This window comes from Halotalea alkalilenta, from assembly GCF_001648175.1.
GTDB lineage: Bacteria > Pseudomonadota > Gammaproteobacteria > Pseudomonadales > Halomonadaceae > Halotalea > Halotalea alkalilenta_A.
Genome location: NZ_CP015243.1, coordinates 1,428,117 through 1,453,573 on the forward strand (window position 1 = coordinate 1,428,117; position 25,457 = coordinate 1,453,573).

Genomic DNA, 25,457 nt, shown 5'->3' on the forward strand with positions numbered 1-25,457 from the left:
ATGCGAACGATCTTTGCCAACCGCCTGATCGGCGGCGCGCTGCTTGGCGCGAGTCTCGTCACCACCGTCCAGGCGGCCACCACCTGGACGGTGGTCACCCCTTGGCCGGAGAGCAATTTCCACGTCAAGAACCTGCGTGACTTCGCCGAGCGGGTGGAGGAGGTCACCGATGGCGAGGTAATGATCGAGGTTCACGCCGGGGGAGATCTCGGCCTCAGGGGGCCTGAGCTGCTCACCTCGGTGCGCGACGGGATCATCCAGGGCGCCGACATGCTGCTCACCCAGCAGGTCGGCGATGCGCCGCTGCTCGGCGTCGAGTCGGTGCCCTATCTCACCCGCAACCACGAGGACGCCGCGCTGCTGCGGTCGATGGCCTGGCCGTACTACGAAGGCGTCGCCGCCCAGTTCAACCAGAAGTTCCTCTATACCGTGCCGTGGCCGGGGCAGGGGGTGTTCAGCAAGCGCCCGGTGGAGAAGGTCGACGATCTTCGCGGGCTGCGGCTGCGCACGGTGGACAAGAACGGCACCGACTTCTTCAACGCACTGGGCGCTTCGCCGATCCAGATGCCGTGGGGCGAGGTGATCCCCGCCTTCGCCTCCGGGGCGATCGACGGCGTCGCCACTTCGAGCCCCTCGGGCGTCGACGGCAGCTTCTGGGACTTCGCCAAGCACTTCAACAAGCTCGATTGGCAGCTGGCGCCCGATGTGCTGAGTATCAATCTGGACGCGTGGAACGCGCTCAGTGAAACCCAGCGTGCGGCGATCGAGTCGCTGGCGGCCGAGCGCCAGCCCGTCTACCAGCAGTCGTCCAAGGACGAGGATGACAGCGCCACGGCGCTCTTGGTCGAGCGCGGCATCGAGGTCAGTGCCCCGGACGAGGCCTTCTCCGCGGCGCTGTCCGAGGCGGCGCAGCCGCAGTGGCAGGCATTTCGTCAGAGCGCCGGGAGCGACGCCGATGCGCTGGTCAAAGCCTATCTCGAGGCGCGTGATCAATGAGCGAGCAGCCTGTCGCCACCGTCGCGCCCACCGGTCTCGACGCGCTGGTTCGACGGCTGGTGCGGGGCGGCAACCGGCTGAGCCAGGCCGCCGCGGCGCTCGCCGCGGTGGCGATGGCCTCGCTGTTCATGCTGATGCTGGCCGAGATCGTCGCCCGCAACCTCTACTCCCGCAGCCTGGGATTCAGCTGGGAGATCAGCGGCTACCTGCTTGGCGCGGTGATTTTCCTCGGCAGCGGCTGGACCCTGCGTAACGGTCGCCATATTCGCATCATGCTGCTGCTCGAACACGCCGGCCCCCGGATGCGACGGGGGCTGGACCTGATCGCCACGCTGATCGCAGTGCTGGTGGTCGGCCAGCTGATCCATGCGTTCTCGATCATGACCTGGCAGAGCTGGGCCAACGGGGTGGTGTCGAGTACTTCCGAGCAGTTCCCGCTGGTCTGGCCGCGGCTCGCGATCCTGCTCGGGCTGGTGGTGTGGGAGATCCAGCTGCTGCTGCGCGTGCTGGTGCTGTGCCTGGCGCCGCGGCTGCTGAACTTCGATGAACGGCAGTTGGAGACGATGTCATGAGCGCGATTCTGCTGACGCTTCTGGGCTGCATCCTGCTGCTGCTCTCGGCGGGAGTGTGGGTGGGGGCGGGCCTTGCCGGGGTCGGTGTGGTGCTGCTCGAGGTCTTCCGGCCGATGATGCCGGTCGAGCGGCTGCTGTCGCAGACGGTATGGAACACGGTCACCGGGCCCGAGCTGGTGGCGCTGCCGCTGTTCATCCTGATGGGGGAGATCCTCTTCCGCACCCGGCTGACCAAGCTGCTGTTCGACGGTCTCGCCCCCTGGGTCGATCGCATCCCCGGGCGGCTTCTGCACACCAACATCCTGGGCTGCACGCTGTTCGCGGCGATCTCCGGATCGTCTGCGGCGACTACCGCGACGGTCGGGCGGATCACCTCGAGCGAACTCATCGCCCGCGGTTACGATGCGCGGACCGCCGCAGGTGGTTTGGCCGGCGCCGGTACCCTCGGTTTTTTGATTCCGCCGAGCACGATCATGATCATCTACGGAGTGCTGGCCCAGGTCTCGATCCTCAAGATGTTCATCGCCGGGATCATTCCAGGGCTGCTGCTGGCGCTCTGCTTCATGCTCTATACCGGCGCGAACGCGATGATCTACCCGCAGCGGCTGCCGCCGCGCGAGGGGCCGCGGCCAGCCTTCAAGGACTACGTGCGCGCCCTGGGCCAGCTCGCACCGGTGGTGCTGCTGATCGGTTTCGTCGTCGGCAGCATGCTCGGCGGCTTCGCCACGCCCACCGAGGCGGGGGCGATAGGTGTGTTCGGGGCGCTGGTCGTCGGCGCCCTGCAGCGCTGCCTGAGCCCGCGGACGCTGTGGGATGCGCTGCTCGGCGCGGCGCAGGTGACCAGCATGATCGGTCTGATCATCGTCGGCGCGGTGTTCCTGTCGGTGGCGATGGGCTTTCTCTCGATCCCGCGCACCATCTCCGGGGCGATCAGCGATCTGGGGCTTTCGCCATTCATGCTGATCCTGCTGCTGCTGGTGTTCTACATCCTGCTCGGCACCGTGCTCGAGGGCATGTCGATCATCGTCATGACCCTGCCGATCACCCTGCCTTTGGTGATCCAGGCCGGATTCGACCCGATCTGGTTCGGGGTATTCCTGATCCTGGTGGTCGAGATGGCCCAGATCACTCCACCGGTGGGTTTCAACTTGTTCGTGATCAACGGCATCACCGGCTTGAGCATCGCCACCCTGGTGCGTGCGGTACTGCCGTTTTTCGTGATCATGGTGCTATTCACCTTAGGCCTTGCGCTGGTGCCGGAGATCGTCACGTGGCTGCCGAATCGGCTGGGTTGAAGGTGGCGGCGATCGACTACCGGCTGGTGCCGATCGGTGACAGCGGGGTGCTGGTCGACTGCGGCGAGCGCATCGAGTCCGAGGTCAACGCCTGGGTTCGCGCCGCCGCGCGGGCGATCGAGGCGGCGAAGCTGGCAGGCGTACTAGAGCTGGTGCCGACCTATCGGTCGCTGGCGGTGTTCTACGACAGCTGCGTGGTGCGCCAGGCTGAGCTGTTGGCGCGTTTGCCGCTCTTGCTCGATCGGATCTCCGTCGTGCCGGGTGCCGCCCGGCGTTGGCGGATCCCGGTCTGCTACGGCGGCGAATATGGCATCGATCTCGAGCCGCTGGCCGAGCGCCATGAGCTCTCTCCGGCGCAGCTGGTCGAGCGCCACGCAGCGAGGATCTACCGGATCTACATGATCGGCTTCATGCCCGGCTTCGCCTATCTCGGCGGGCTCGACCCGAGTCTGCATACGCCGCGGCGCGACTCGCCGCGATCGCTCACGCCGGCGGGGAGCATCAGCATCGGCGGCGCCCAGACCGCGGTCGCCTCGGTGGCGGCGCCCAGCGGCTGGCACCTGATCGGACGTACGCCGGTGCGTACCTTCGAGCCCGAGCGCGAGCGTCCGTTCCTGCTCGACGCCGGCGACGAGGTGCGCTTCGTGCCGATCGAGCATGCGCGTTTCGCGGCCTTCGAAGCCTGCGCCGAGGAGGACTGGCAATGGAGCGAGGCGATATGAGCGTCAACGGTCGCTGCCGGTTGAGAGTGCTTTCGCCCGGGCTGGCTGCGAGCCTCCAGGATACCGGCCGTCTCGGGCTGGGCGCGTTCGGCGTGCCGCCCTCGGGCCCGCTCGACGAACTGAGCTTCACCCTCGCCAACGCCCTGGTGGGTAACCCGATCGGCGCCACTGCGCTCGAGTTCAGCCTGGTCGGCCCACGCCTGCTGGTCGAGGGCGCGCCCTGCGTGATCGCGGTGTGTGGCGATGCGCGAGTCGAGATCAATGGCGAGGAGTCCGATGCCTACCGCAGCCACTGGCTCGAGCCGGGGGATCGATTGAGCCTGCCCCGGCTGCGCAGCGGTGCGCGCGGCTATCTGGCGATCGCCGGGGGCTTCACCGCCCGCAGCAGCCTCGGCAGCCGGGCGACCCTGCTGCGTGCTGGGCTGGGAGGACTGGATGGCCGTTGTCTCGCCGCCGGCGACCTGCTCAAGGCGCAGGAGACGGCGGCGCGTCATCGGATGCGTCGCTGCGACCGGCTGCTGCCCCAGCGCGACCGGCGGCCGATCCGGGTGGTGCCCGGGCCCCAGCATGACTATTTCGCCCCCGAGCAGCGTGAGCGGTGGCTTGCAAGCGAGTATCGAATCGGTGCCGCCTCGGATCGCATGGGCTATCGCCTGGAAGGACCGCCGATCCAATGCGTCGCGGGTCACAACATCGTCTCGGATGCGATCGCGACCGGCAGCATCCAGGTGCCGGGCAGCGGAGAGCCGATCATCGCGATGCATGATCGCCAGAGCACCGGCGGCTATCCGAAGATCGCCACCGTGATCCGCGCCGATCTGATCCGCTTAGGCCAGCTCGCCCCCGGGGACCGGCTCGGTTTCGAGGCGGTCTCGGTGGAGCAGGGGGAGGATATCTGGCGCGGGCGCTCGCGCGAGCTGGCGCGACTGCTCGAGAGACTGGCCTGAGGCGCGATGTGAGTACGCTCAGACCCCGCGAGCGCCTGCCGAGTGGATCAGGCTGATTGCAGGCGCTCGATCCGGCTGAGTGGGAGGATCTGGTGGCCGGCGGCTTCGAGCCGCTCGCGCAGGACGCTTGCCATCGGCACCGCCGAGGGACCATCGCCGTGGACGCAGATGCTGTCGATCGGGCAGGGCAGGCGACTGCCCTGGGCGGTGATGATCGCGCCTTCCTCGAGCATGGCGAGCATCCGCTCGGCGGCTTGGTGCGGATCCTCGATCATTGCGCCAGGCTGGCCGCGGGGCAGCAGCAGGCCGCGTTCATCGTAGCCGCGGTCGGCGAACACTTCGGCGGCGATCTTGAGTCCGCCACCGCGCGCTGCCCGTTCGATCGCGGTCAGCGGCGCGGTGAGCAGCATGAGCGTCGGGTCGACCTTGAGGATCGCCGCGACCACCGCCTCGGCCAGTTCGACATCGACGAAGGCCATGTTGCCGAGCGCGCCGTGGGTCTTGACGTGGGTCATGCGGTGGCCGGCGGCCTCGGCGATCGCTCGCATCGCACCGAGCTGGTAGATCACCATACGTTCGATCTCGGCACCGCTCTGGCCCTCGATCCGCCGCCGGCCAAAGCCCCAGAGGTCGAGAAAGCCCGGATGGGCACCGACATCCACACCCTGGGCGAGCGCTGCCCGTACGGTGCGATCCATCACCAGCGGGTCGCCGGCATGGAAGCCGCAAGCGACATTGGCTGAGCTCACAAGCGCCAGCATCGCCCGGTCGTCGCCCATCTTCCAGGCGCCGAAGCTTTCGCCCATGTCCGCATTGATGTCGATCTGCATGCCATTCTCCGGGGTTGTCGTTGTTCGTAGTCTTATGCGTGCGAAGAAGAAATCCGAAGCTCGGGAAAGCTTTGGTATACCATGGATATACCATCCGCTCCGGGCGCGCTCAAGGCGCAATGCACGGGTTTCTCGATCCGCCAGGGAGAGCATATGAAACAGATCGACCTCGCCGAGCTGAACCGTCAGGTACAGCCGAGGAGCTTGGCCGACGAGGCCTATTTCCAGCTGTTGAAGATGATCCAGTGCGGTGACTTGAGCGGCGGCACCCTGCTGCAGGAGCGTCCGCTGGCCGAGGCGCTGGGAATCTCGCGCACGCCGGTGCGCGAGGCGTTGAACAAGCTCGAGATCGAAGGCTTCGCGGTGCGTGGCGGGCGCGGGCTGCTGACGGTCAAGGAGCCGAGCGTGCGCGAGTATCTGGAGATCCTGCAGCTGCGCCGGCTGCTCGAGGGTGAGGCGGCGGCGTTCGCCGCCGAGCGCCTGGAGATCGAGACGATCGACCGCCTGATGGCGGATGTCGAAGCCTTGATCGACGACCCCCATCCCACTCCCGAGCGCCACCATAGCGTCGATGATGCGGTGCACGGCACGATCGCCGGCGCGGCGAACAACGCCTTTCTCACCCGGCTGATCATGGACCTGCGGCTCAAGACCTACGTATTCGACTTGAACCGCGTGCCCGAGCGCTTCAAACCCGGCTGCCGCGAACATCTCGGCATCCTCAGCGCGCTGCGCGAGCGCGATGTCGAGCTTGCGCGGCAGCGGATGAGCGAGCATATCGACAACGTCAGGCTCAGCATCATCAAGCGGCTGACCGCGCTCTGAATCCCCGCGCCCGAGCTCAGCCGGTGGCGCGGCGCAGCAGCCGTCCGCTGCGTCCCACCGAGCGCCCCTGCTCGAAGCCGACCTGGCCGTTGACCACCACCAGCTCGATCCCTGGTGACTGGCGACGCGGATCGGTGAAGGTCGCGACGTCCTCGACGCGCTCGAAGTCGAACAGCACCAGGTCTGCGTAGGCGCCTTCGCGCAGCACGCCCCGTCCCTCCAGCTGGAAGCGGCCGGCGGACAGACCGGTCATCTTGCGTATCGCCTCGCTGAGTGGGAACAGCTCAAGCTCGCGGCAGTAGTGGGCGAGCACGCGAGGAAAGGTACCCCACAGCCGCGGATGGGGGTTGGGGTCGGATGGCAATCCGTCCGAGCCGACCATCGACAGCGGATGGGCGAGCACCCGGCGCACGTCGGCCTCCTCCATGCTGTGGTAGATCGCGCCAGCCGGACGCAGCCGCTCGGCGGCCTCGAGCAGCGATACTCCCCACTGCGTGGCGATGTCGGCAAGCGTGCGCTTGGCCATCTCCGGATGCGGGTCTGACCAGGTGACCATGATCTCGAACTCGTCGGTGACCCGCCAGGTATCCAGCGTGGTCGAACTCGCCGCATAGGGGTAGCAGTCGCAGTTGCACGGCTGGGCGCTCGCACCCTCTTCTAGTCGCTTCAATGCCTCGGCCGAGCGGCCCCAGTTGGCCGCGCCCATGCACTTGAGATGCGAGATCACCAGCGCGGCGTTGCCCGCGCCCGCGGTCGCCAGCGACTCCTCGATCGAGTCGAGCAAGCCCGCGCCCTCGTCGCGCATGTGGGTGGTGTAGATCCCGCCTTCCTCGCCGACCACCTTGACCAGCGCTTTGACCTCGCTCGACGGAGCCTGGCGGGCATTGGTGTAGGCGAGGCCGGTGCTGAGCCCGATCGCCCCCTCGCGCAGCGCCTCGCGCAGGCGCTCGGCCATGACCTCGATCTCCGCCTCGGTGGCCGGGCGGTCGAAGGCATCCATCACCCCGGCGCGCAGGGTGGTGTGGCCGATCAGCGCCGCGAGATTGAGGCTCGGGCGGGCCTGCTCGACGGCTTCGGCGTAGTCGGAGAAGCGCGGATAGCGGAACGCTTCGCGCCGACCGAGCAGGTTCATCGGATCGGGCGGGTCCGCTTCGAGCACGATCGGCGAGGCGCTGATCCCGCAGTTGCCGACGATCACCGTGGTGACCCCCTGTGAGATCTTCTCGAGCATCTCGGGCGCGGCGATCGCGCGGTTGTCGTCGTGGGTATGGACATCGATGAAGCCGGGGGCGAGGCAGAGCCCGCGAGCATCGATCTCCCGCTCGGCGGTCGCGTCGTCGAGTTCGCCGATCGCCATGATCCGATCGCCGCGCACGGCGAGATCGGCGACATAGGGAGTACCCCCCTGGCCGTCGACCAGGGTGGCGCCGCGAAACAGCAGGTCGTAGGAATTCAAGGCGTCAGTCATTCTTTTCGATCCCCCAGAACACGGGTGACGGGCCTTCGAGCGGTGCGCTCATCTCCTTGCGCCAGGCCGAGACGTCGCGGTACTGGCCGAGGGGGATGTAGCTTACGTTGTCGTAGGCGTGGGCTTGGATGCGGTTGGCGATCTCGTGGCGCTGGTCGTCATCGGTCGCCTCGGCGAACTCGACCCGCATCTGGTCTATTTCCGGGTCGGTCGGCCAGCCGAACCAAGCGCCCTCGCGGCCGCTGCCGTTGAGCATCGGGTTGACCACCGGGTTCCACACCGTCTGGATGTTCCAGTAGGTGAAGAACATGTTCCAGCCGCCTTGGTTCGGTGCGCCCTGGTTGGCGCGCCGGCTGACCAGGGTCTGCCAGTCCATCGGGGTCAGCTGGACGTTGAAGCCTACGCTGCGCAAGGCGCTGGCCGCGACCATCGGCGGCGGCGCCTGGGTGGCGACATCGGTGGCCTGCAGGATCACCACTGGGGTGCCGTCGTAGCCGGCCTCCTCGAGCAGTGCGCGAGCCTCGTCGGGTCTACCGCCCTCGAGCAGCGATTCGGCACCGACATCGGTTTCGAGCGGAGTGTCGCAGCCGAAGATCGCTCCGCAGGTCCGGTAGTACTCGGGATTGCCGATCAGCGCGTCGAGTACGTCCTGCTGGTTGAGCGCGAGCAGCGCGGCGCGGCGGATACGCACATCGTCGAACGGAGGATAAAGGAAGTTCATCCGCCCGCCGGTCTGGTAGCCGAGCGGATTGAATACCCCGACCTCGAGCGAGTCGTCGTTCTCGACCAAGGGCAGCAGGTCGATCGGTACCTGCTCGATGAAGTCGACGTCGCCCGAGTTCAGCGCGTTGATCGCGGTCTGGTGATCCGGCATGGTCAGCCACTCGACCCGGTCGACCATCACCCGCTTGCCGCCGGCGGTACCGTCCGCCGGCTCCTCGCGCGGCACGTAGTCTTCGAACTTCTCGTACACCACCTTGCTGCCGGGCACGAACTCGTCGGCGACGAACTTGAACGGGCCGGAGCCTACGAATTCGCTGAGCTGCTGGCCGTAGGGCGTATTGGCCACCCGTTCCGGCATCATGAAGGCGGCGACCGACGAGGGCTTGGCGAGAAGATCGAGCACGTAGCCGAAGGGCCTCGATAGCTTGAGCACCAGGGTCCGGTCGTCCTCGGCGCTGAGGCTCTCGACGTAGTCCATCATCATCTGGCCGCCGATGTCGTACTGCGCCCAGCGCTCGAGCGAGGCCACGCAGTCCCGCGCGGTGACCGGCGTGCCGTCGTGCCACTCGAGCCCGTCGCGCAGACGGAAGGTATAGGTCAGGCCGTCGTCGGAGATGGTCCAGTCGGCCATCTGCGGACGCGGCTGGAACTCATTGTCCATTCCCACCAGGGTGTCGTAGATCATGAACCCGTGGTTACGGGTGATCTGCGCGGTGGTGGCGATCGGGTCCATCACCCTGAGCGCCGAGGACATCACCGCATGGATCGTCGAGGCGTGGGCAAAGGCAGAGGGGGTCGCAAGCGCAGCAGCGACCGCCAATGAGGTGAGGCTGCGGCGCAGCACGGGAGGAAGAAAAGATGGCATCAGCCGAGGCTCCAGGAAATTGTCGTTGTGGTTGTCTTGTCTAGGTCTGTCGCTTTGCAATCCAACGCCGGGATCAGGCGTCGTCGTGTTCCGGCGGCGCCTCGGCGCCGGTGCGCGAGGTGATCAGGCCGTAGTGCTCGATCCGCCGATGGCGGGCGAAATCGAAGATGGTGCGCTTGCCGAACTGGCAGGCGTCGAGGTCGCAGCGATGGCTGATCAGCTCGTCGCCGTTGGTCTCGGCCCGGGCGACCACGAAGCCGTTGGGATCGACGATGATGCTGCCGGCCATCAGCGGGAAGCCGTCTTCCACGCCGGCCTTGGCCACCGCCACCGCCCAGGTCGCATTCTGGTAGGCCCCGGCCTGGATCGAGAGCTCGGAGTGGAACAGGCGCTCGCGTTCGCCCTCGGTGCGATTTTGCGAATTCACCGACGGCGTGTTGTAGCCCAGCGCCACCAGCTCCACCCCCTGCAGGCCCATCATCCGCCAGGTTTCGGGCCAGCGCCGGTCGTTGCAGATGCACATGCCCATCACCGCGCCGAGGTTGCGCCATACGCCGAAACCAAGATCGCCCGGCTCGAAGTAGCGCTTCTCGAGGTGCTGGAAATCGCGCTCGGTATCGAACTCGACATGCCCCGGCAGGTGGATCTTGCGGTATTTGCCGACGATCCGGCCGGTCTTGTCGGTGAGGATCGAGGTATTGAAGTGGTGCCCTTCGGGGGTCAGTTCGGCATAGCCGAAGGAGATGGCGATGCCATGCTCGCGGCAGAAGTCGAACAGCGGCTGAGTCGCCGGCCCCGGCATCTCACGCTCGAACCAGGTGTCGACCTCGGCCTGGTCCTCCATGTACCAGCGCGGAAAGAAGGTAGTCAGCGCAAGCTCCGGGAACACCACCAGGTCGCAGCCGCGCAGCGCCGCTTGGTCGAGCAGCGCAAGCATCCGCGTCACCACCGACTCCCGGCTGTCGTCTTTGTTGATCGCGCCAAGCTGTGCAGCGCCGATGACCAGTTCTCGCATGTGGTTCTCCTTGGATCGGATCGGGTTTAGTGGCGCGGGACTTGTGAGTCACCGCGCTCGAACAGGCTGATCAATCGCACCAGCGGCCATAGCATCAGCAGGTAGATCACTCCCGCCGCCACGATAGGCGAGGAGTTGTAGGTCAGAGAGCGCGCCATTTCGGCGCGATAGAGCAGGTCGGCGAGTGAGACCACGCTCGCCAGGGAAGTGAGCTTGATGACCTCCACGGTGTTCGAGAGCAGATCGGGCGATACCTTGCGCACCGCTTGGGGGAGCACCACCCAGAGCAGCGTCTGCCATGCGCTCATGCCGCTCGCCCGCGCGCTTTCGCTCTGGCCCGGGGGGACGGCCAAAAGCCCCGCGCGGTAGACCTCGCCGTAATAGGCTGCGTTGTTGAGCGCGAAGGCGAGCACCACGGCTAGAAAAGGCGAGAGCTGAAGACCGGCGAAGGGCAGCCCGGCGTAGACGAAGATCAGCAGCACCAGCGGTGGGAGGGCACGGAACAGATCGACCAGGACCAGGGTCGGCCAGCGCAGCCAGCGTCGCTCGCTCAGGCTCGCCAGCGCTACCAGAAGCCCGAGGACGAGCCCGAGCGTGACTACCACGACGCTGAGCGTGAGGGTGATCCAGAGCCCCTGCAGCAGCAGTGGCCATGCCTGGACGATGATCTCCAGATCGAAGAACTGGGTTCGCAAGGCTTCCATCGCTCAGCCCCTCTTCCATGCCAGGCGCGACTCAGCCCAGCGGGAGAGCACCACCAGCGGCAGGAAAATCGCCAGATAGGCCAGCGCGCCGAGGGTCAAGGGGGTGGCGCTGCCGGAGAATGCCTGAGCACTGCTCGCTTGGTTGAGGATTTCCGGCACCCCGATCACGGTGCCGAGCGCGGTCATCTTGGTGATCGCGATCGCCCGGTTGGTCAGCGAGGGCAGCGCGATGCGCAGCGCCTGGGGCAGGATCACCCAACAAAGCGTCTGCACGAATCCCATGCCGCTTGAGCGAGCGGCTTCCCACTGGCCCGGGCGGATGGCGCGGATACCGGCCCAGCACGCCTCCTCGACGAAGGCGGCGAGCACCAGCGAGAGCGTCAGCCAGAGCACGGTGAAGGCCGAAAGCTCGAGACCCGCGTTGGGCAGCCCGAAGTAGAGCAGCAGGATGGGCACCAGGGGCGGCAGGGCCCGCCAGAAATCGGCGAACAGCACGATGAAGAAGTTGATCGCCGGCCACCTCCGGCTGCGCAGGCAGGCGAGCAGCAGGCCCAGCACGCCGCCGCAGACGACGATGGCGGCGGCGAGCAGCGCGGTGAGCGCCATGCCTTCGATGATCATCGGCCAGTAGCGAGTGATCATCGCGGGGTCGAAAAAGGTGGCGAGGAAGCGATCGATCGACATCGGCTCAGGCCTGAACGTCGCAAGAGAAGGGGTGGTCGTCCTCGACGAAGCCCGCGTAGCCAGGCTGGCCGTACCCTGGTTGCGCAGTCACCGCCGCGCTGCCGGGTTCCGGTTCGGCGTCGAACCACTTCTGCGCAAGCTCGGCGATGGTGCCGTCGATCTTCAGGCACTCGACCACCCGCTCGATCCGGGCACGCAGCTCCTCATCGCCCTTGCGGAAGGGAAAGGCCCATACCCGCCCGGTGGGAACCAGCAGCGAGAGCTCCACCATCGGGTTGCGTTTCACCGCGTAGGCGGCGACGGTGTTGCCGGCGAGGTTGGCGAAAGCGCGGTTGCTGGTGACCGCCTGCACCGCATCGCTGTTCGATCCATAGCTTTCCACCCTCCAGCCGTATTCGCCAGCATGCTCACGCGCCCAAGCGTCGTAGGAGGAGCCCTTGTTGACCGCGATGGTGCGGCCCTCGAGGTCTTCGAGCCGGGTGATCGCAGCGGCCCCTTTCTTGACCACGAACTGGTAGTCGGTATCGAGATAGCCTTCGGTGAACAGCAGGTTCTCGGACAGCTCAGGGGTGATCGTCGTCGGGGCGGCGAGAAAGTCGTAGGTACCAGCCTGCAGACCCGGGATCAGGCCCGAGAACTGCGCCGCGGTGATGTCGATCTCGGCGCCCAGCCGCTCGCCGATCGCATTGATCAGATCGACGTTGAAGCCTTCGATCCCGCCGCTCATCGTCGGCATCGCGTGCGGTGCGAAAGTGCCGTCGAGGGCGACGTGGTAGCGTTCTCCGGCCGCGTGGGCCGTGAGCGAGGCCAGGCAAAGCAGAGCGGCGCACGAGAGTGGGGCAAGGTAGGGCTTTGGCACGTGATGTCTCCGTTGTTGTCGTTATCGTCGGTGGCGTGGCACCGCGGCTTGGGCGTGTCGACACGCCCTAGTTCGATTCCCCTTTGATGAAAGCGGCGGTGCGGGGGTCCCGGGGGGTGGTGAAGAGCTGCTCCGGGGGACCTTGTTCGATCACTTTGCCATCGGCCATGAACACCACCCGGTCGGCGACCGCGCGGGCGAACTGCATCTCATGGGTCACCACCAGCATGGTCATGCCCTCCTCGCGCAGGCGGCGCATCACTGCGAGCACGCTGCCGACCAGGGTCGGATCGAGGGCGCTGGTGGGTTCGTCGAACAGCACGATCTTGGGCGACATCGCGATCGCCCGGGCGATCGCCACCCGCTGCTGCTGTCCGCCGGAAAGCGTGCTCGGCCAAGCGTTGGCATGCTCGCGCATGCCGACCCGCGCCAGCGCGTCGAGCGCGATGGCCTGCGCTTCCCGCCGCGGTAGGCGGGCGACGCGCTTCAAGGCCAGGCTTACGTTGCCGAGCGCACGCAGGTGGGGGTAGAGATTGAACTGCTGGAATACCATGCCGATCTGACGGCGTACCCGATCGATCGAGACCAGTGGCGAGGTGAGGTCCTGTCCGTCGAATATCACCTGCCCGCCGCAGGCCCGCTCGAGCTGATTGCACAGCCGCAGCATGGTGCTTTTGCCGGAGCCCGAGGGGCCTATCACGCACACCAGTTCGCCGGGTTCGATGCGCAAGTCGACCGCTTCGAGCACGACGTGGTCGCCGAAGCGCTTATGCAGCTTGATCAGCTCGAGGATGGGATAGGGCGCGGGCGCCTGCGGCGAGGCAGCCGCGCGGTGCGCCGGGTTCGCGGTGCTCATCGTGCCTCGACCAGGCGTCGTATCAGGGTGTCTGCGGGCCGGCTCTGGCGCGCCTCGATCACTGGCTCGGGGGTGGCGCAGGGCAGGAACTCGCCGCTACCGCGCTCGACCAGCAGCTCGCCTTTGTCGATCACTATCCGGCCACGGTTGATCACCGTCTCCGGCCAGCCGACGATCTTCATGCCCTCGTAAGGGGTGTAGTCGACCGCATCGTGAAGCTTGTCGACGCTGATCGTCACCTCTCGATCGGCATCCCAGATCGCAAGGTCTGCGTCAGAGCCTACGGCTATCGTGCCTTTGCGCGGATAGAGCCCGTAGGTGCGAGCGTGGCGAGTCGCGGTGAGCTCCACGAACTGGTTGATCGAGATCCGGCCTCGACGAACGCCCTCGCTGAACAGCAGCGGCATACGCACCTCGAGCCCTGGCAGGCCGTTGGCCATTTCGCGAAATCCCGTCTTCTCGCCTTTCGGCAGTTTGCCGCTCTCATCCCAGCGGTAGGGCGCATGGTCCGAGGAGTAGAGCGTGAGGGTGCCGTCCTCGAGCCCGCTCCAGACCGCCTGCTGGCTCGCCTCGTCCCGGGGGGGCGGGCTGCAGCAGTATTTCGCGCCTTCCACGCCTGGACGGTCGATATCCTCGGCGGTGAGGAACAGGTACTGGGGGCAGCTCTCGGCGATGATCCGCGCGCCCTGCACCTGGGCGCGGCGCACGCACTCCACGGTCTCGCGTTCGGAAACGTGGACGATCACTAGTGGCGTATCGAGCAAGCGGGACAGGCAGATGGCTCTGTGCGCGGCTTCGTTCTCGGCAAGCCCGGCATGGGCGACGGCGTGGTACTTGGGCGCTTGATGGCCGAGCCCGGTGAGGCGATCGGCGAGCCAGCGGATTACATCGTCGTTCTCGGCGTGGACCATCATCAGCGCGCCTTCTCGATCGGCCACCGACATCAGTTCGAGGATCGAGTAATCGTCGAGCTTCATTCGCGCATAGGTCATGAACACCTTGATCGAGGTGATGCCGTCGCGAATGGCCTGAGGAATATCGTGCTTGAGCGCCTGCTCATCCACCCGGGTGACGATCAGGTGGAAGGCATAGTCGATCACCGCCTTCTCCCGGGCCCGACGCGCGTAGTCGTCGAGTACCTCGGGGATGTCGTCCTGGCGGTGCTGGGCGGCGAAGGGGATGATCGTGGTGTTGCCACCGAAGGCGGCGGAGACCGTGGCCGAGTGGAAATCATCGGCGCATATCAGCCCCATGCCGGAGAGCTGCTCGACATGGCAGTGGCTGTCCACGCCCCCTGGCAGCACCCAGCGCCCGGCTGCATCTATCTCGCGCTCGCCGGCGGCCAGACCTTGCTCGAGGGCGACGATCACGCCGTCCCGAATGCCGATGTCGGCATCGAAGCTGCGCTCCGCGGTGGCGATTCGGGCATTGCGCACCACCAGATCATAGTGCTGCTCGGCCATGATCGTGCTCCTGTTGCGATGGTTGGCCGCTGAAGCGGCGATGGAGATCGATGAATCGAGTGTGCGAGATGCCTGCCGCGGGTGTCTTATGCTTATTCGTCGACCGCCCTTAACGCCCGGTTAGCACCAAGGTCTGGATGGCATCTCGTCGGGGCCAGCGCAGCTCGGCCTACTCGCTTTTGCGCATGTTCCAGAACGACGGTACCGGTGCCTCGAGAACGCCTGTGATCGTGTTGCGATAGGCGGCGGCGGTGGTGATCTCGCCCAAGGGCACGGTGACCCCCTCGTCGAGCATCACCCGCTGCAACTGCTGCGCGTAGGAGACGCGCGCCTCTTGCGTGTCGGCGAGCAGGAACTGCGTGCGCAATGACTCCACCTCGGGCACGTCGGGCCAGCCGAACCAGCCCTGGTCTCCGCTGGCGGATACCCCGTAGTTGCGCAGCGGATCCATGATCTCGCTGACGTGCCAGGTGGTCGCGAAGATGCTCCATCCGCCGCGGGCCGGAATGTCGCGATTGGACCGCCTCGACAGCATGGTCATGAAATCCATCGACTCCACCGAGACGTTGAAACCCGCCTGGCGCAGCTGGTCGGCCATCACCACCGGCAATGCCGACGACATGGCTACGTCCGTCGCCTGGAGGATCAGTACCGGCTGATTGTCGTAGCCGGCCTGTTCGAGAAGCTGCCTGGCCTTCTCGGGATTCGCTTCGACGATCATCTCGCTCAGCGCGTCGCTTTCGTAGGGCAGGTCGCAGCCGAACAGCGCCGGGCAGGTGCGGTAGTAGTCGGGGTCACCGACCTGGGCCCGCAGAGCCTCCTCTTGGCCGATGGCGTACATGGCCGCTTGGCGGATCAGCTTGTTGTCGAAGGGAGGCTGCGACTGGTTGAAGCGGTACATCGCATGGTTGCCCATCTTGTCGAGCACACGGGTGGTGATCTGATCGTCCCTCTCGAGCAGCGGCACCAGGTCGAACGGGACCGATTCGAGGTAGTCCACGTCGGCGCTGAGCAAGGCGTTCACCGCGGTCAGCCGGTCCGGCATGACCAGCCATTCCACCCGATCCACATTGACCACCTTGCCTCCCGCCATGCCGCTGGGTGGCTCGTCTCGCGGGACGTAGTCCTCGTTTTTGACGTAGACCGCCCTGACGCCCGGCTGGAATTCCGCGGCAACGAACTTGAAAGGCCCCGAGCCGACCTGCTCGGTGATCGCTTGTGAAGCCGGTGTCGCGGCAATCCGCTCGGGCATCATGAACGCGGGCAGGCCGCTGGGCTTGGCCAGCGCCACGAGGAGCGCCTCGGTGGGCGTGTTGAGCACGATCTGGAAGGTGCGCTCGTCGATCGCATCGATCGAGTCGACCAGCGGCATGAGCTTGCGTGCCATCTGGTCCTGCTGCCCCCAACGCTTTATCGAGGCGACGCAGTCCCGCGCCAGCACCGGGAGACCATCGTGCCAGTTGAGGCCGTCGCGAAGGGTGAATGTGTAGACCTTGCCGTCTTCGGACACTTCCCACCGCTCGGCCATTTGTGGACGGATGTCGTTCTGTGCGTCGGTGGCCAGCAGCGTGTCGTAGACCATGTAGGCGTGGTTGCGGGTTTGGTGGGACGCGGTCAGCACCGGGTCCAGCACGGTCACTTGGCTCGCCATCACCGCGGTGATGGTCTGCGCCGATACGGGGGTCGCCGCGACCAGGGTCAAAGCGGCGGCGATGCACCCGTGACGCAGTCGGCGGGTCATCGTTTTGCATGCGACAGCCATTGTGTTCTCCCTTGTTTTTGTTGGCACCACGAGCAGTCGTTGTGTTGATTCAGGCCTTCGACGTTCAGACGACATCGAAGGAAAGAGGCGACATTTCGGTCCCGTGGCGGTGCGCCACCAGATCGCGTTGTGGAACCTTCTGCTCCGCGCGCCGCTGTGCTTCATCCACTTCTTCAGCGGCCTTGCGGTAGTCCAGCGAGGTGACCTCCCCCTTGTGCACGACCCGGTGGCCATCGATGTACACCGTGTGCACCGCCCGGTCGGCTGCGGCGTAGACCAGGCTGCGCAGCGGGTCGCGCGAGGGACGCATGAGGTGGTGGGTCATATCCACCATCACCAGATCGGCCTTCGCGCCCACCGCCAGCCGGCCTATGTCCTGGCGGCCGAGGGCGTTCGCCCCGCCGAGGGTGGCCGCGTTGAACACCTCGCTGGTGGTCACCGCGTGAGGTGTTTCAGCCACCAGGCGTGCCAGGTAGCCTACGTTGCGCATCTCTTCGATCATGTTGTGCGGGTAGGTATCGGTGCCGATGCCGATGTTGATCCCGGCGCGGCGATAGCGGCCGAAGTCGCGCAGCGCCATGCCGCGGCGGATGAACACCGTGGGGCAGTGGGCCACGCTCGCGCCGGTTTCGGTGAGGATCGAAAGATCGGTGCTGGTGCTCCAGTGGGTGTTGGGATGATCGTCGAGGAAGATCGCATGGCCGACGATGCTGCCTGGATCCAGCACACCCAGGCTGTGCAGCCATTGGATCGGGGTGAGGCCGTGACGACGGGTGATTTCGTGGAATTCGGGCAGCGACTGGGCGGCGTGGGTCTGCCAGCCGATACCGCGCCGGCGGGCCTCGGCATGGCTGGCCCGCAGCAGCTCTGGCGTGCAGGTGTCGATCTGGGCGGGTACCAGCATGCCGGCGATCCGGCCACAGCGGTGGGCCTCGGCCTGGTCGATCAGCGCTAGCGCGCGCTCCATGCCGGCGATGCCGGCGTCTTCGTCCCAGGCATATTCGACCACGTGCCCATTACGGGTGAACCACTGAGCGGAGCGGAACATCGGCGCGATGTAACCACGTAGCCCGCTGGCGGCGATGATATCTATCCAGTGCTCGTGGGCGTTGGACATGTCCACCACCGTGGTGACACCGGACATCAGCAGCTCCGCCGCGGCCAGGGTCAACTGCGCCGGCGCCGATGCCTCGTCTTTCATGGTCGGCATGTACTCGTACAGATTGGAGCTGTAAAGCCCGACCGACCCGGTCTCGTCGGTGTATCCCTTGTTGATCGGCTCATGGCCGAGGTGGCTGTGGATGTCCACCAATCCCGGCATCACCATCATCCCGCGTCCATCGACCGTCTCGACGACGTCGGCACCCGCCGGATCGAAGTGCCGTCCGATGTAGCTGATCCGGTCGCCGGTGAAGGCGATGTCGGCCCCCGTCAGGTACACATGGCTCTGTCGGCTATCGTCCCAGGCGACTATGCAGTCGACTTGCTTGATCAGCGTGGTCTTCATCCATCGGCTCCTTGCGATGTGGTTGTTCTGTCGAGGCCTGCAAGCGATGTGGTCTGGCACTGGCCAGGCATGGCGCCGCGTGGCCGAAACCGCTTCAGTGCCCTGCTGCGGGGCGGGAACGATGTGCGCCGAGCCCGGCAAGTTCGATACCCACGGGTGGAACTCGGGGCAGCGGGGAGGCCGAGGTGGAGAGGGCCTGGGTGACGCGCTGTCAGAGCGCGGAGCTGCTCGCCGATTGTGGTTGTTGTCTCGGCATCGAAGCGCAGAGGTTGCGTTACCCCATGGCTTGGAGTGTGCGAGATGCCCTTCGAGGCTGTCTCATGCCTTTTTGTCGGCGATCTTTAACGTTGGGTTAATCGATTGGCCGGCGGCGTCGGCCAGTATCTCCCTGAGCTCGGTGGTCAGGCCGAGCGCCAGCCGCGACAGCGGTTCGCGGCTGAAGTGCACCAGGCTGATGGTGAGGCGCTCGGGCGGTGTCAGCGGCAGCATGGCGAGTGTCGATCTCGGCCACAGGCGCGGCGACAGCTCATCGACCAGCGCATAACCGGCGCCGTTGCTGACCAGCGCGCAGGCGTGCTGTGGGGAGTCGACCTCGATCATCGGCTGATACGGCAGGTCGGCGCGCTCGAAGATGCGCTTGACCAGATTGCCGAAGGGCGTCTCCGTGCCGTAGCCGACCAGAGGGAAGTCGGCCATGCGCTCGAGGGTCGGCGCCCGGCTCCCGGCTTGGGCCAGCGGATGGTCGGCCGGGCAGATCACCGTCATGTGCATATCGTGAAGCGGTAGCGTGCTGATGTTGGGATGGTCGATTGGAAACAGCGAAATGCCCAGATCGGCCTGCTGGTCGAGGATGCGCTCGCGCAGCAGGGTGTGGCGCAGGCACTCGAAGCTGACGCGAACGCGCGCATGGCGCTGTCGAAAGGCGGCGATCGCGCTGGGCACCAGTCCGTGCCCGAGGCTTGGGCTGCAGACCACCCGCACTACGCCCTGGCGCTGCTGGGCCAGGTCCTGGAGCGTGTTGTTGACCCGCTGCACGTTGCGGTAGACGTTCTCGACGTCATGGAACAGCCGGCGGGCCTCGGGGGAGGGATAGAGCCGCCCTTTGATCCGCTCGAAAAGCTGGAAGCCGATGCGCTGCTCGGTGTGGGAGAGCATGCGGCTGACCGCCGGCTGGGAGACCAGCAGTAGCTGCGAGGCGCCGCTGATCGAACCGGTGATCATCACCGCACGAAAGACTTCGATCTGTCTGAGGTTGAGCGACTGCATGGCGACCCTCGCGCATCGATTAACTCGTTGTTAAGCACTGGGAATGAAAGCGCAATATCCGTGCCACTCGTTCGCCGCTAGGCTGGACCGACCTGGGCGGTGTCCGGCCTTGCGAACGTGGGCGTCGCCATTGTCGAATCGAAAGCAAGAGGAGACTCGCATGTCCTCGGGTGTCATCCATGTCATCAATCCCAATTCGACGACGGCCGTGACCGCAGGCGTCGACGCCTCGCTCGGTGCGTTGCGCTTTTCTGGCGGGCCGGCGATCGTATGCCACACCCTCGAGCAGGGCCCCGCCGGCATCCAGAGCGAGGCCGACATCGCCGCAGTGACGGCGCTTCTGATCGCGCGGGCGCGTAGCTTCGGCGACGAGGCGATCGCGATCGTGATCGCCTGCTACAGCGATCCGGGGCTTGCGGTGCTTCGCGAGCAGTCGAGCTGTGCCGTGTTCGGCATCGGCGAGGCCGCGGTGTTGCGAGCGCTGGCCGCGGGCCAGCGGTTCGGCGTGATCGCCATTCAGCCCGGCTCGATTTCGCGCCACTTGCGCAGCTACGGTGCAATGGGGGTGATGGACCGCTTCGCCGGGGAGCGGGCGCTGGGGCTCGATGTGGTCGAGCTCAATGATCAGTCCAGAACCTGGGCGCGACTGCTGGAGGTTGGCGAGCGGCTGCGCGATGAAGATGGCGCCGAGGTGCTGATCCTTGGTTGCGCAGGCCTTGGCAGCTATCGTCTTGCGTTGGCGCAGGCGCTCGGGGTGCCGGTGATCGACCCCTGCATCGCGGCGGTGACGATGGCCCTGGGCGAAGCCCGGTAGCGCTCGAAGCGGGCGTCGCCCGCGCTTGAGCGAGAACCTGAGAGAACCGGAGAAAGAGCCTCGAAGAGCGCCCTGCGTTCGGCTATCGCTATTCGCCGCCGTCGCTTAACCCCGAGTTATGCGTGTGGAGGCGCGCGAAGGCCTCGCGCAGGCGCTCGACCAGTGATTGGGCCTGCTGGGAGAGCGGCTCGCGGCGCAGGTGGACGAGATTGACCGTGAGGTGCTCATCGAGCGGGCGCACCCGCACCGGGGAGAAGGCGGTGGCGAGTGCGAGCGAGAACTCATCGACCAGCGCCCAGCCCGCCCCCTCGCGCACCAGGGCGCAGGCGTGATGGGGCGAATCCACCTCGATCGCCGGGCGATAGTCGATGCCCGCTCGTTCGCTCAGCCGCTGGGCGAGGGTAGCGAACGGCGTGCCGGCGGGATAGCCGACCAGTGGGCGATCGGCGAAGGGAGCGAGCGCTGCCTGGGCGCTCGGGGCTTGCTCTGAAACCGGCCACTGCTGTGGATAGACCAGCGCCATGCGCAGGGTATAGAGCGGGATCGCTTCGATGTTGGGGTGGGTGATCGGAAACAGCGAAACGCCGAAATCCGCCTGCTGGTCGAGCAGGCGGTCGCGCAGCAGCACGTGGCGCAGGCACTCGAGGCTGACCCGGGTGTCGGGGTGGTCGCGGCGAAAGGCGCAGATCGCCCCCGGCAGCAGGTGATGGCCGAGGCTCGGGCTGCAGACCACCCTCACTACCCCGTGGCGCTGCTGGACCAGATCGAGCAGCGTGGCGTTGACCCGCTGCAGATCGCGGTAGACGTGCTCGACGTCATGGAACAGCCGCCGCGCCTCGGGAGTCGGATAGAGCCGCCCCTTGATGCGTTCGAAGAGCAAGAAGCCGACGCGCTGCTCGGTGTGGGAGAGCATGCGGCTGACCGCCGGCTGGGAAATCAGCAGCAGCTGCGAAGCGCCGCTGACCGAGCCGGCGGTCATCACCGCGCGGAATACTTCCAGCTGGCGAAGGTTGAGCGACATCGTTCGTATAACCTTGAGTTAATCAATGCGCATTCATTAGCAATTTCCATACCGCGGACGGATCGTCGATCCGACGCAGCCTTTGCTTCTCTGAGGTGCATTGGCTGCCCTTGACTAGTGCACGGGACGAGGCCCGTGCGCCAGAGTCGGGCGCCGGAGAGGGCGACGGAGAGGGCGACGCCCGAGGTCTCGGGCGTCGTCGCTGGTTACTAGAGGTTGGTCAGGGAGTTGGAGTGACCGGGCGGGAAAAATCGATCTCACGTTCGTCTTCGAGCCAGATGCTGGTCGTCGCCGGCTCGGTCCGGACGATGAGCCTGCCGGCGCGAAAGCCGAAGCGTACCGGCACCATCCGGGTCAGCGCATCGATCACGCTGCTGGCGGGCAGCACGTTGAAGCTGGCGGGATGGCCCTCGGCGAGCGCGTAGCGTTCTCCCAGCCCGAGCACCCGTGCGCCCTGGGTAGTGACGAAGTCGAGGCTTCGGATGATGTCGTCATGGCCGGTCAGATGGGTGACGTGGATGCCCATCTGCACGATCTGCAGGACGTTGGTGTGCAGCAAGGGATAGAAGGGATCGGCCAGGTTGTCGTGTCCGAAGGCCACCGCCAGCCCGGCATTCCTGAGCTCCCTGACCCGGGTCAGGCCGCGGCGTACGGGATAGCTGTCCTCGCGCCCTTGGAGATGGGTGTTGACGAAGGGGTTGGCGACGAAGTTGATCCGGGCCTTGCGCAAAAGGCCGATCAGCTTGCTCGCGTAGGCGCCGTTGTAGCTGCCCAGCGCGCAGGTGTGGCTGGCGGTGGTGCGTGGGCCGAGCCCGCGGCGATAGGCTTGCGCTGCGACCACCTCGAGCCCGCGGGATTGGTCGTCGTCGATCTCGTCGCAGTGGATGTCGATGAACTTGTCGTACTTCTGTGCCAGATCGAAAGCGGCCGCGATCGAAGCGGTGGCGTCCTCGCGGGTGAATTCGACGTGGGGGATCGCGCCGACGCCGTCCGCGCCGCGTTTGAGCGCCTCCTCCAGCTGAACGAGGCCACTGGGATGGGTGAAGATGCCATCCTGGGGAAAGGCGACGATCTGCAGCTCGACCCACTCGGCCATTTCGGCGCGCAGTTCGAGCAGCGCGGTCAGCGAGCGCAGTTCGGGGTCGCCGATGTCGACGTGGGTGCGCACGTACTGGATGCCCTGGGCGATCTGCCATTCGAGCGCCTGTCGGGCGCGGCGCTTGACGTCGGCGTGGTCGAGGTCGCGCTTGCGTTCTGCCCAGATATCGATCGCCTCGAACAGGGTCCCGCTTGCGTTCCAGCGGGGCTCTCCGGCGGTCATCGCATAGTCGAGATGGCAGTGGGGCTCGACGAAGGGGGGCAGCGCGAGGCCGCCCTCGGCATCGAACGTTTGCGCATGCCCGCGGGCGAGGTTTCCCGCCGCGGCGATGGCCTCGATCACGCCGTCGCGAATCGAGATGTCGACGAGGCCTTCGCGGTCGAGCAAGCGAGCATTGGTGATCAGCATTGCAACACCTCGTGGCTTTTCGATGATGGCGCTACGCCGAGGAGGAACGACGCTCGAGTATCCGGTTCAGCGCCAGGCCGCCGGCGGTGTGAGCGGCCAGCGCGAAGATGATCGCGTTGAGCGGCGGGATGCCGGGCAGCAGGTTGGCCGCCGCGCAGCCTATCGCCCAGGAGACGATCGCCATCCAGTGGACGTCTTTGAGCTTTGCGTGCTCCAGCGCCGGGTAGCGTCCGCGCGCGAGGATGAAGTAGTCGCTGATCAGCACCGCGCCGATCGGCGGCAGCGCCGAGCTCAGGAAGGTCAGCCAGCCGACGAAGTTGTCATATAGCCACACGGACAAGAGGGTGCCGACGGTGCCGTTGAACAGCACCAGGTAGCGTTTCGGGTAGCGGGTGATGTTGGCAAAGCCCAGCGACGCCGCATAGAGCGCATTGTCGTTGGTGGTCCAGATGTTCAGGCCGAGCACCAGGATGGCGAGCACGATCAGCCCCTGCGCGAACAGGACCTGCGAAACGTCGGCTTCGCCGTAGACCAGCGCGCCCACCGCGCCGATGCTGAACATCAGCGAGTTGCCGAGGAAGAAGGCGATCACTGTGGCGATGACCCCGATACGGGTGGTGCGCGCGAAGCGCACGAAGTCGGGGGTCAGCGTGGCGCCGCTGATGAACGAGCCGATGCAGACGGTCAGCGCAGTGGCCATCGACAGGCGCTCGACCGGTTCGATCTCCATCAGCGCGCCCAGGCCGCCCGCGGTATCCACAGCGACCCCCATCGACCAGACGCCGAGCACGACGATCGACGGCACCGCGAAGAACCCCAGTATCGCCAGCGCCTTGAAGCCCAGGTAGGCGGTCGAGGTCATCAGGACTCCGCCGATCACGATCAGCAGATAGTTGTTGATCCCAGTGGCGGCATGGATCGGCAGCGCGAACATCGCGATGCCGACGCCGAACCAGCCGACCTGGGTGCCGCCGAGCAGCAACGACGGCAGCCAGGAGCCGCGCACTCCGAATGCGTAGCGGCTGATCAGGTGGGTCGAGAGGCCGGTGCGGCTTGACATGATCGCGAGCGCGCTGGCATAGGCGGCGAGCAAGGCGTTGCCCAACAGCACGGCGATGATGAACTGCGTCATGCTGAGGCCTTGGCCGAGCGTCCCGCCCGCCCACATGCTGGCGGAGAACAGGGTGAAGCTGACCATCACCGAGAACATCACGAAGAAGCCTCTTCGCGCGTGCGCCGGGACCGTCGAGAGCTCGTAGTCGTGGGATGCCGAGGGTTCTTTCATGGGGGCGAGCTCCTGTGGTTGTAGTGGGTCGTTGATCCGTGCCGGGAGGCCGTGCCTGGACAGGTCACGGCATGCGCAGGTTGTAGCCCGGCGGGTGGATGCGTTCGAGCGCCGCGGCGACGCTCAGTACCGCGTGCTCTCCGAGCGCCTTGCCCACGACCTGGATGCCGACCGGCATGCCTGCCTGGGTCAGCCCGGCGCAGACGGACGCGGCCGGCTGTCCGGTCAAGTTGAACGGATAGGTATAGGCGGCCCAGGTCACCAGCTCTTCGTCGTCGTGCCCCGGCGGCAGGTCTCGTCCCGCATCCAGTGCGGAGATCGGCAGGGTGGGGGAGAGCAGCAGGTCATAGCGAGAGAAGAACCGGCGCATCCGTTCGCGTACCTCGTAGCGTTCGAACACCGCGGCGTAGTAGTCATGCAGCTTCTGTGCCAGGGCGTTATCGAGCATCTTCGCCACCGCGGGGTCGAGCAGCTCGCGCCGCGTCTCCAGCACCGCTTTCAGCCGCGTTCCGACCCCGGCGTAGAACTCGGCGCGCCAGAGTCCGGCCGGGTCCTGTTCGAACACCGTTTCGACCTCTTCCACATGAGCGCCCTGGTCGCTCAGCGCTCGGGCTGCCCGGGCGGTGATCTCGACCACCTCCTTTTCCGGATGGGCATAGCCCAGGCTCGGGCTCCATGCGATACGCAAGCCCTTCACCGGCGCCTCGGTGGCGGCGACGAAGTCGGGCGCCGGCCCCACCAACGAGAAGGGGTCCCGTGCGTCGTAGCCCGCGATCGCCCGGGTCAGCAGCGCCGCGTCACCTACGTTGCGGGCGAGCGCGCCGACGTGGGCCAGCGTCGGCGTGGCCGAGGTCGGCCATACCGGGACCCGGCCGAAGCTGGCCTTGAATCCGACAAGTCCGGTGAAGGCGGCCGGAATCCGCAGCGAACCTCCGCCGTCGGTGCCGAGTGCGAAGGGTGTGATTCCCGCCGCCACCGACGCCGCCGCGCCCGCGCTCGAGCCGCCAGGCGTCTTGTCCAGGTCCCAGGGATGGCGGGTAACGCCGGTCAATGGAGAGTCGCCCACCGGTTTGCAGCCGAACTCGCTGGTGGTGGTCTTTCCGATGATGATCGCCCCCTCGGCCCTCACCCGCTCCACCGCCGGCGCATTGTACTTGCCGAGGTTGCCGCTCATGGCGCGCGAGCCGGAGGCGTAGGGCAGGCCTGCGATGCTGATCAGGTCCTTGACCGAGATCGGCAAGCCGTGCAGCGATCCGAGCGGTTCGCCACGGATCACCGCGCTTTCGGCACGCCGGGCGGCCGAAAGCGCCTGCTCGGGCAGCAGCAGGCAGAAGGCGTTGAGCGAGGCCTGGGTGGTCTCGGCCCGCGCCAGCGCCCGTTGGGTCAGTTCCACCGGCGAGACCTGTCGCGCAGCGACGAGCCCCGCCAGCTCCCGAGCGCTCATGAAGTCGAGGGAGTCGGTCATCTGTTG

At 66.4% G+C, this 25,457-nt stretch carries 23 protein-coding genes; 7 read left to right on the forward strand and 16 right to left on the reverse strand.

The window, feature by feature from the left end; all coding sequences use genetic code 11:
* From A5892_RS06270 to A5892_RS06290, 5 genes are read left to right on the forward strand one after another with little or no spacing between them, the layout of a single operon-like run.
* The gene (locus A5892_RS06270) at positions 1–996 is read left to right on the forward strand and encodes a TRAP transporter substrate-binding protein (protein WP_064122076.1); all 996 of its coding nucleotides are present in this window, start codon (positions 1–3) and stop codon (positions 994–996) included.
* Positions 993–1,568, forward strand: coding sequence for a TRAP transporter small permease subunit (locus tag A5892_RS06275; RefSeq protein WP_064122077.1), 576 nt, complete (start codon positions 993–995; stop codon positions 1,566–1,568). The genes A5892_RS06270 and A5892_RS06275 overlap by 4 nt, the downstream gene beginning before the upstream one ends.
* Positions 1,565–2,863, forward strand: a complete 1,299-nt coding sequence (locus A5892_RS06280) for a TRAP transporter large permease (protein ID WP_064122078.1) — start codon at positions 1,565–1,567, stop codon at positions 2,861–2,863. The genes A5892_RS06275 and A5892_RS06280 overlap by 4 nt, the downstream gene beginning before the upstream one ends.
* The gene (pxpB, locus tag A5892_RS06285) at positions 2,839–3,585 is read left to right on the forward strand and encodes a 5-oxoprolinase subunit PxpB (RefSeq protein WP_223302807.1); all 747 of its coding nucleotides are present in this window, start codon (positions 2,839–2,841) and stop codon (positions 3,583–3,585) included. The genes A5892_RS06280 and pxpB overlap by 25 nt, the downstream gene beginning before the upstream one ends.
* Positions 3,582–4,532, forward strand: a complete 951-nt coding sequence (locus tag A5892_RS06290; protein ID WP_064124340.1) for a biotin-dependent carboxyltransferase family protein — start codon at positions 3,582–3,584, stop codon at positions 4,530–4,532. The genes pxpB and A5892_RS06290 overlap by 4 nt, the downstream gene beginning before the upstream one ends.
* A 47-nt stretch (positions 4,533–4,579) precedes the next feature.
* Here A5892_RS06290 and A5892_RS06295 read toward each other — a convergent pair whose 3' ends face one another.
* Entirely contained in the window at positions 4,580–5,362 is a 783-nt protein-coding gene (locus A5892_RS06295) for a LamB/YcsF family protein (protein ID WP_064122079.1), read from the reverse strand.
* Positions 5,363–5,515: 153 nt separating this feature from the next.
* On the opposite strand from A5892_RS06295, the gene A5892_RS06300 reads away from it, so the two are divergent.
* A complete protein-coding gene (locus tag A5892_RS06300; protein WP_064122080.1) occupies positions 5,516–6,187 on the forward strand; it encodes a GntR family transcriptional regulator in 672 nt (223 codons plus the stop codon).
* 16 nt (positions 6,188–6,203) lie between these two features.
* Here A5892_RS06300 and A5892_RS06305 read toward each other — a convergent pair whose 3' ends face one another.
* The 11 genes from A5892_RS06305 to A5892_RS06355 form a co-directional block, all read right to left on the reverse strand.
* Positions 6,204–7,655, reverse strand: a complete 1,452-nt coding sequence (locus tag A5892_RS06305; RefSeq protein ID WP_064122081.1) for an N-acyl-D-amino-acid deacylase family protein — start codon at positions 7,653–7,655, stop codon at positions 6,204–6,206.
* A complete protein-coding gene (locus A5892_RS06310) occupies positions 7,648–9,243 on the reverse strand; it encodes an ABC transporter substrate-binding protein (protein ID WP_064122082.1) in 1,596 nt (531 codons plus the stop codon). Before A5892_RS06310 ends, A5892_RS06305 begins: the two co-directional genes overlap by 8 nt.
* Positions 9,244–9,316: 73 nt before the next feature.
* Complete coding sequence (locus A5892_RS06315; protein WP_064122083.1) at positions 9,317–10,258, reverse strand: N-carbamoyl-D-amino-acid hydrolase; 942 nt, start codon at positions 10,256–10,258, stop codon at positions 9,317–9,319.
* A gap of 26 nt (positions 10,259–10,284) precedes the next feature.
* Complete coding sequence (locus A5892_RS06320; protein ID WP_064122084.1) at positions 10,285–10,962, reverse strand: amino acid ABC transporter permease; 678 nt, start codon at positions 10,960–10,962, stop codon at positions 10,285–10,287.
* Positions 10,963–10,965: 3 nt separating this feature from the next.
* Positions 10,966–11,646, reverse strand: coding sequence for an amino acid ABC transporter permease (locus A5892_RS06325; protein WP_082890298.1), 681 nt, complete (start codon positions 11,644–11,646; stop codon positions 10,966–10,968).
* Positions 11,647–11,650: 4 nt separating this feature from the next.
* On the reverse strand, positions 11,651–12,505 hold the full coding sequence (locus A5892_RS06330; protein ID WP_064122085.1) for a transporter substrate-binding domain-containing protein: 855 nt from the start codon (positions 12,503–12,505) through the stop codon (positions 11,651–11,653).
* Between the two features lie 67 nt (positions 12,506–12,572).
* On the reverse strand, positions 12,573–13,361 hold the full coding sequence (locus A5892_RS06335; protein ID WP_064122086.1) for an amino acid ABC transporter ATP-binding protein: 789 nt from the start codon (positions 13,359–13,361) through the stop codon (positions 12,573–12,575).
* Positions 13,358–14,824, reverse strand: a complete 1,467-nt coding sequence (hydA, locus tag A5892_RS06340) for a dihydropyrimidinase (protein WP_064122087.1) — start codon at positions 14,822–14,824, stop codon at positions 13,358–13,360. Before hydA ends, A5892_RS06335 begins: the two co-directional genes overlap by 4 nt.
* A gap of 169 nt (positions 14,825–14,993) precedes the next feature.
* Entirely contained in the window at positions 14,994–16,586 is a 1,593-nt protein-coding gene (locus A5892_RS06345; RefSeq protein WP_190295661.1) for an ABC transporter substrate-binding protein, read from the reverse strand.
* Between the two features lie 64 nt (positions 16,587–16,650).
* Positions 16,651–18,093 carry an amidohydrolase family protein gene (locus A5892_RS06350; RefSeq protein ID WP_064122088.1) on the reverse strand — a complete coding sequence of 481 codons (1,443 nt, stop codon included), beginning with the start codon at positions 18,091–18,093 and terminating at the stop codon, positions 16,651–16,653.
* 318 nt (positions 18,094–18,411) lie between these two features.
* Positions 18,412–19,359: a LysR family transcriptional regulator gene (locus A5892_RS06355; RefSeq protein WP_064122089.1), complete on the reverse strand. Its 948-nt coding sequence runs from the start codon at positions 19,357–19,359 to the stop codon at positions 18,412–18,414.
* Positions 19,360–19,519: 160 nt separating this feature from the next.
* Here A5892_RS06355 and A5892_RS06360 point away from each other — a divergent pair, with 160 nt between their 5' ends.
* Positions 19,520–20,173, forward strand: a complete 654-nt coding sequence (locus A5892_RS06360) for an aspartate/glutamate racemase family protein (RefSeq protein WP_064122090.1) — start codon at positions 19,520–19,522, stop codon at positions 20,171–20,173.
* Positions 20,174–20,261: 88 nt separating this feature from the next.
* On the opposite strand, the gene A5892_RS06365 is transcribed toward A5892_RS06360, so the two are convergent.
* From A5892_RS06365 to A5892_RS06380, 4 genes are all read right to left on the reverse strand, one after another.
* Entirely contained in the window at positions 20,262–21,194 is a 933-nt protein-coding gene (locus A5892_RS06365) for a LysR substrate-binding domain-containing protein (RefSeq protein ID WP_064122091.1), read from the reverse strand.
* A 220-nt stretch (positions 21,195–21,414) separates the two neighbouring features.
* On the reverse strand, positions 21,415–22,701 hold the full coding sequence (codA, locus tag A5892_RS06370) for a cytosine deaminase (RefSeq protein ID WP_064122092.1): 1,287 nt from the start codon (positions 22,699–22,701) through the stop codon (positions 21,415–21,417).
* 31 nt (positions 22,702–22,732) lie between these two features.
* Positions 22,733–23,986 carry a cytosine permease gene (gene codB / locus A5892_RS06375; protein ID WP_064122093.1) on the reverse strand — a complete coding sequence of 418 codons (1,254 nt, stop codon included), beginning with the start codon at positions 23,984–23,986 and terminating at the stop codon, positions 22,733–22,735.
* 64 nt (positions 23,987–24,050) lie between these two features.
* Complete coding sequence (locus A5892_RS06380) at positions 24,051–25,451, reverse strand: amidase (protein ID WP_064122094.1); 1,401 nt, start codon at positions 25,449–25,451, stop codon at positions 24,051–24,053.
* Positions 25,452–25,457 lie beyond the last annotated feature (6 nt).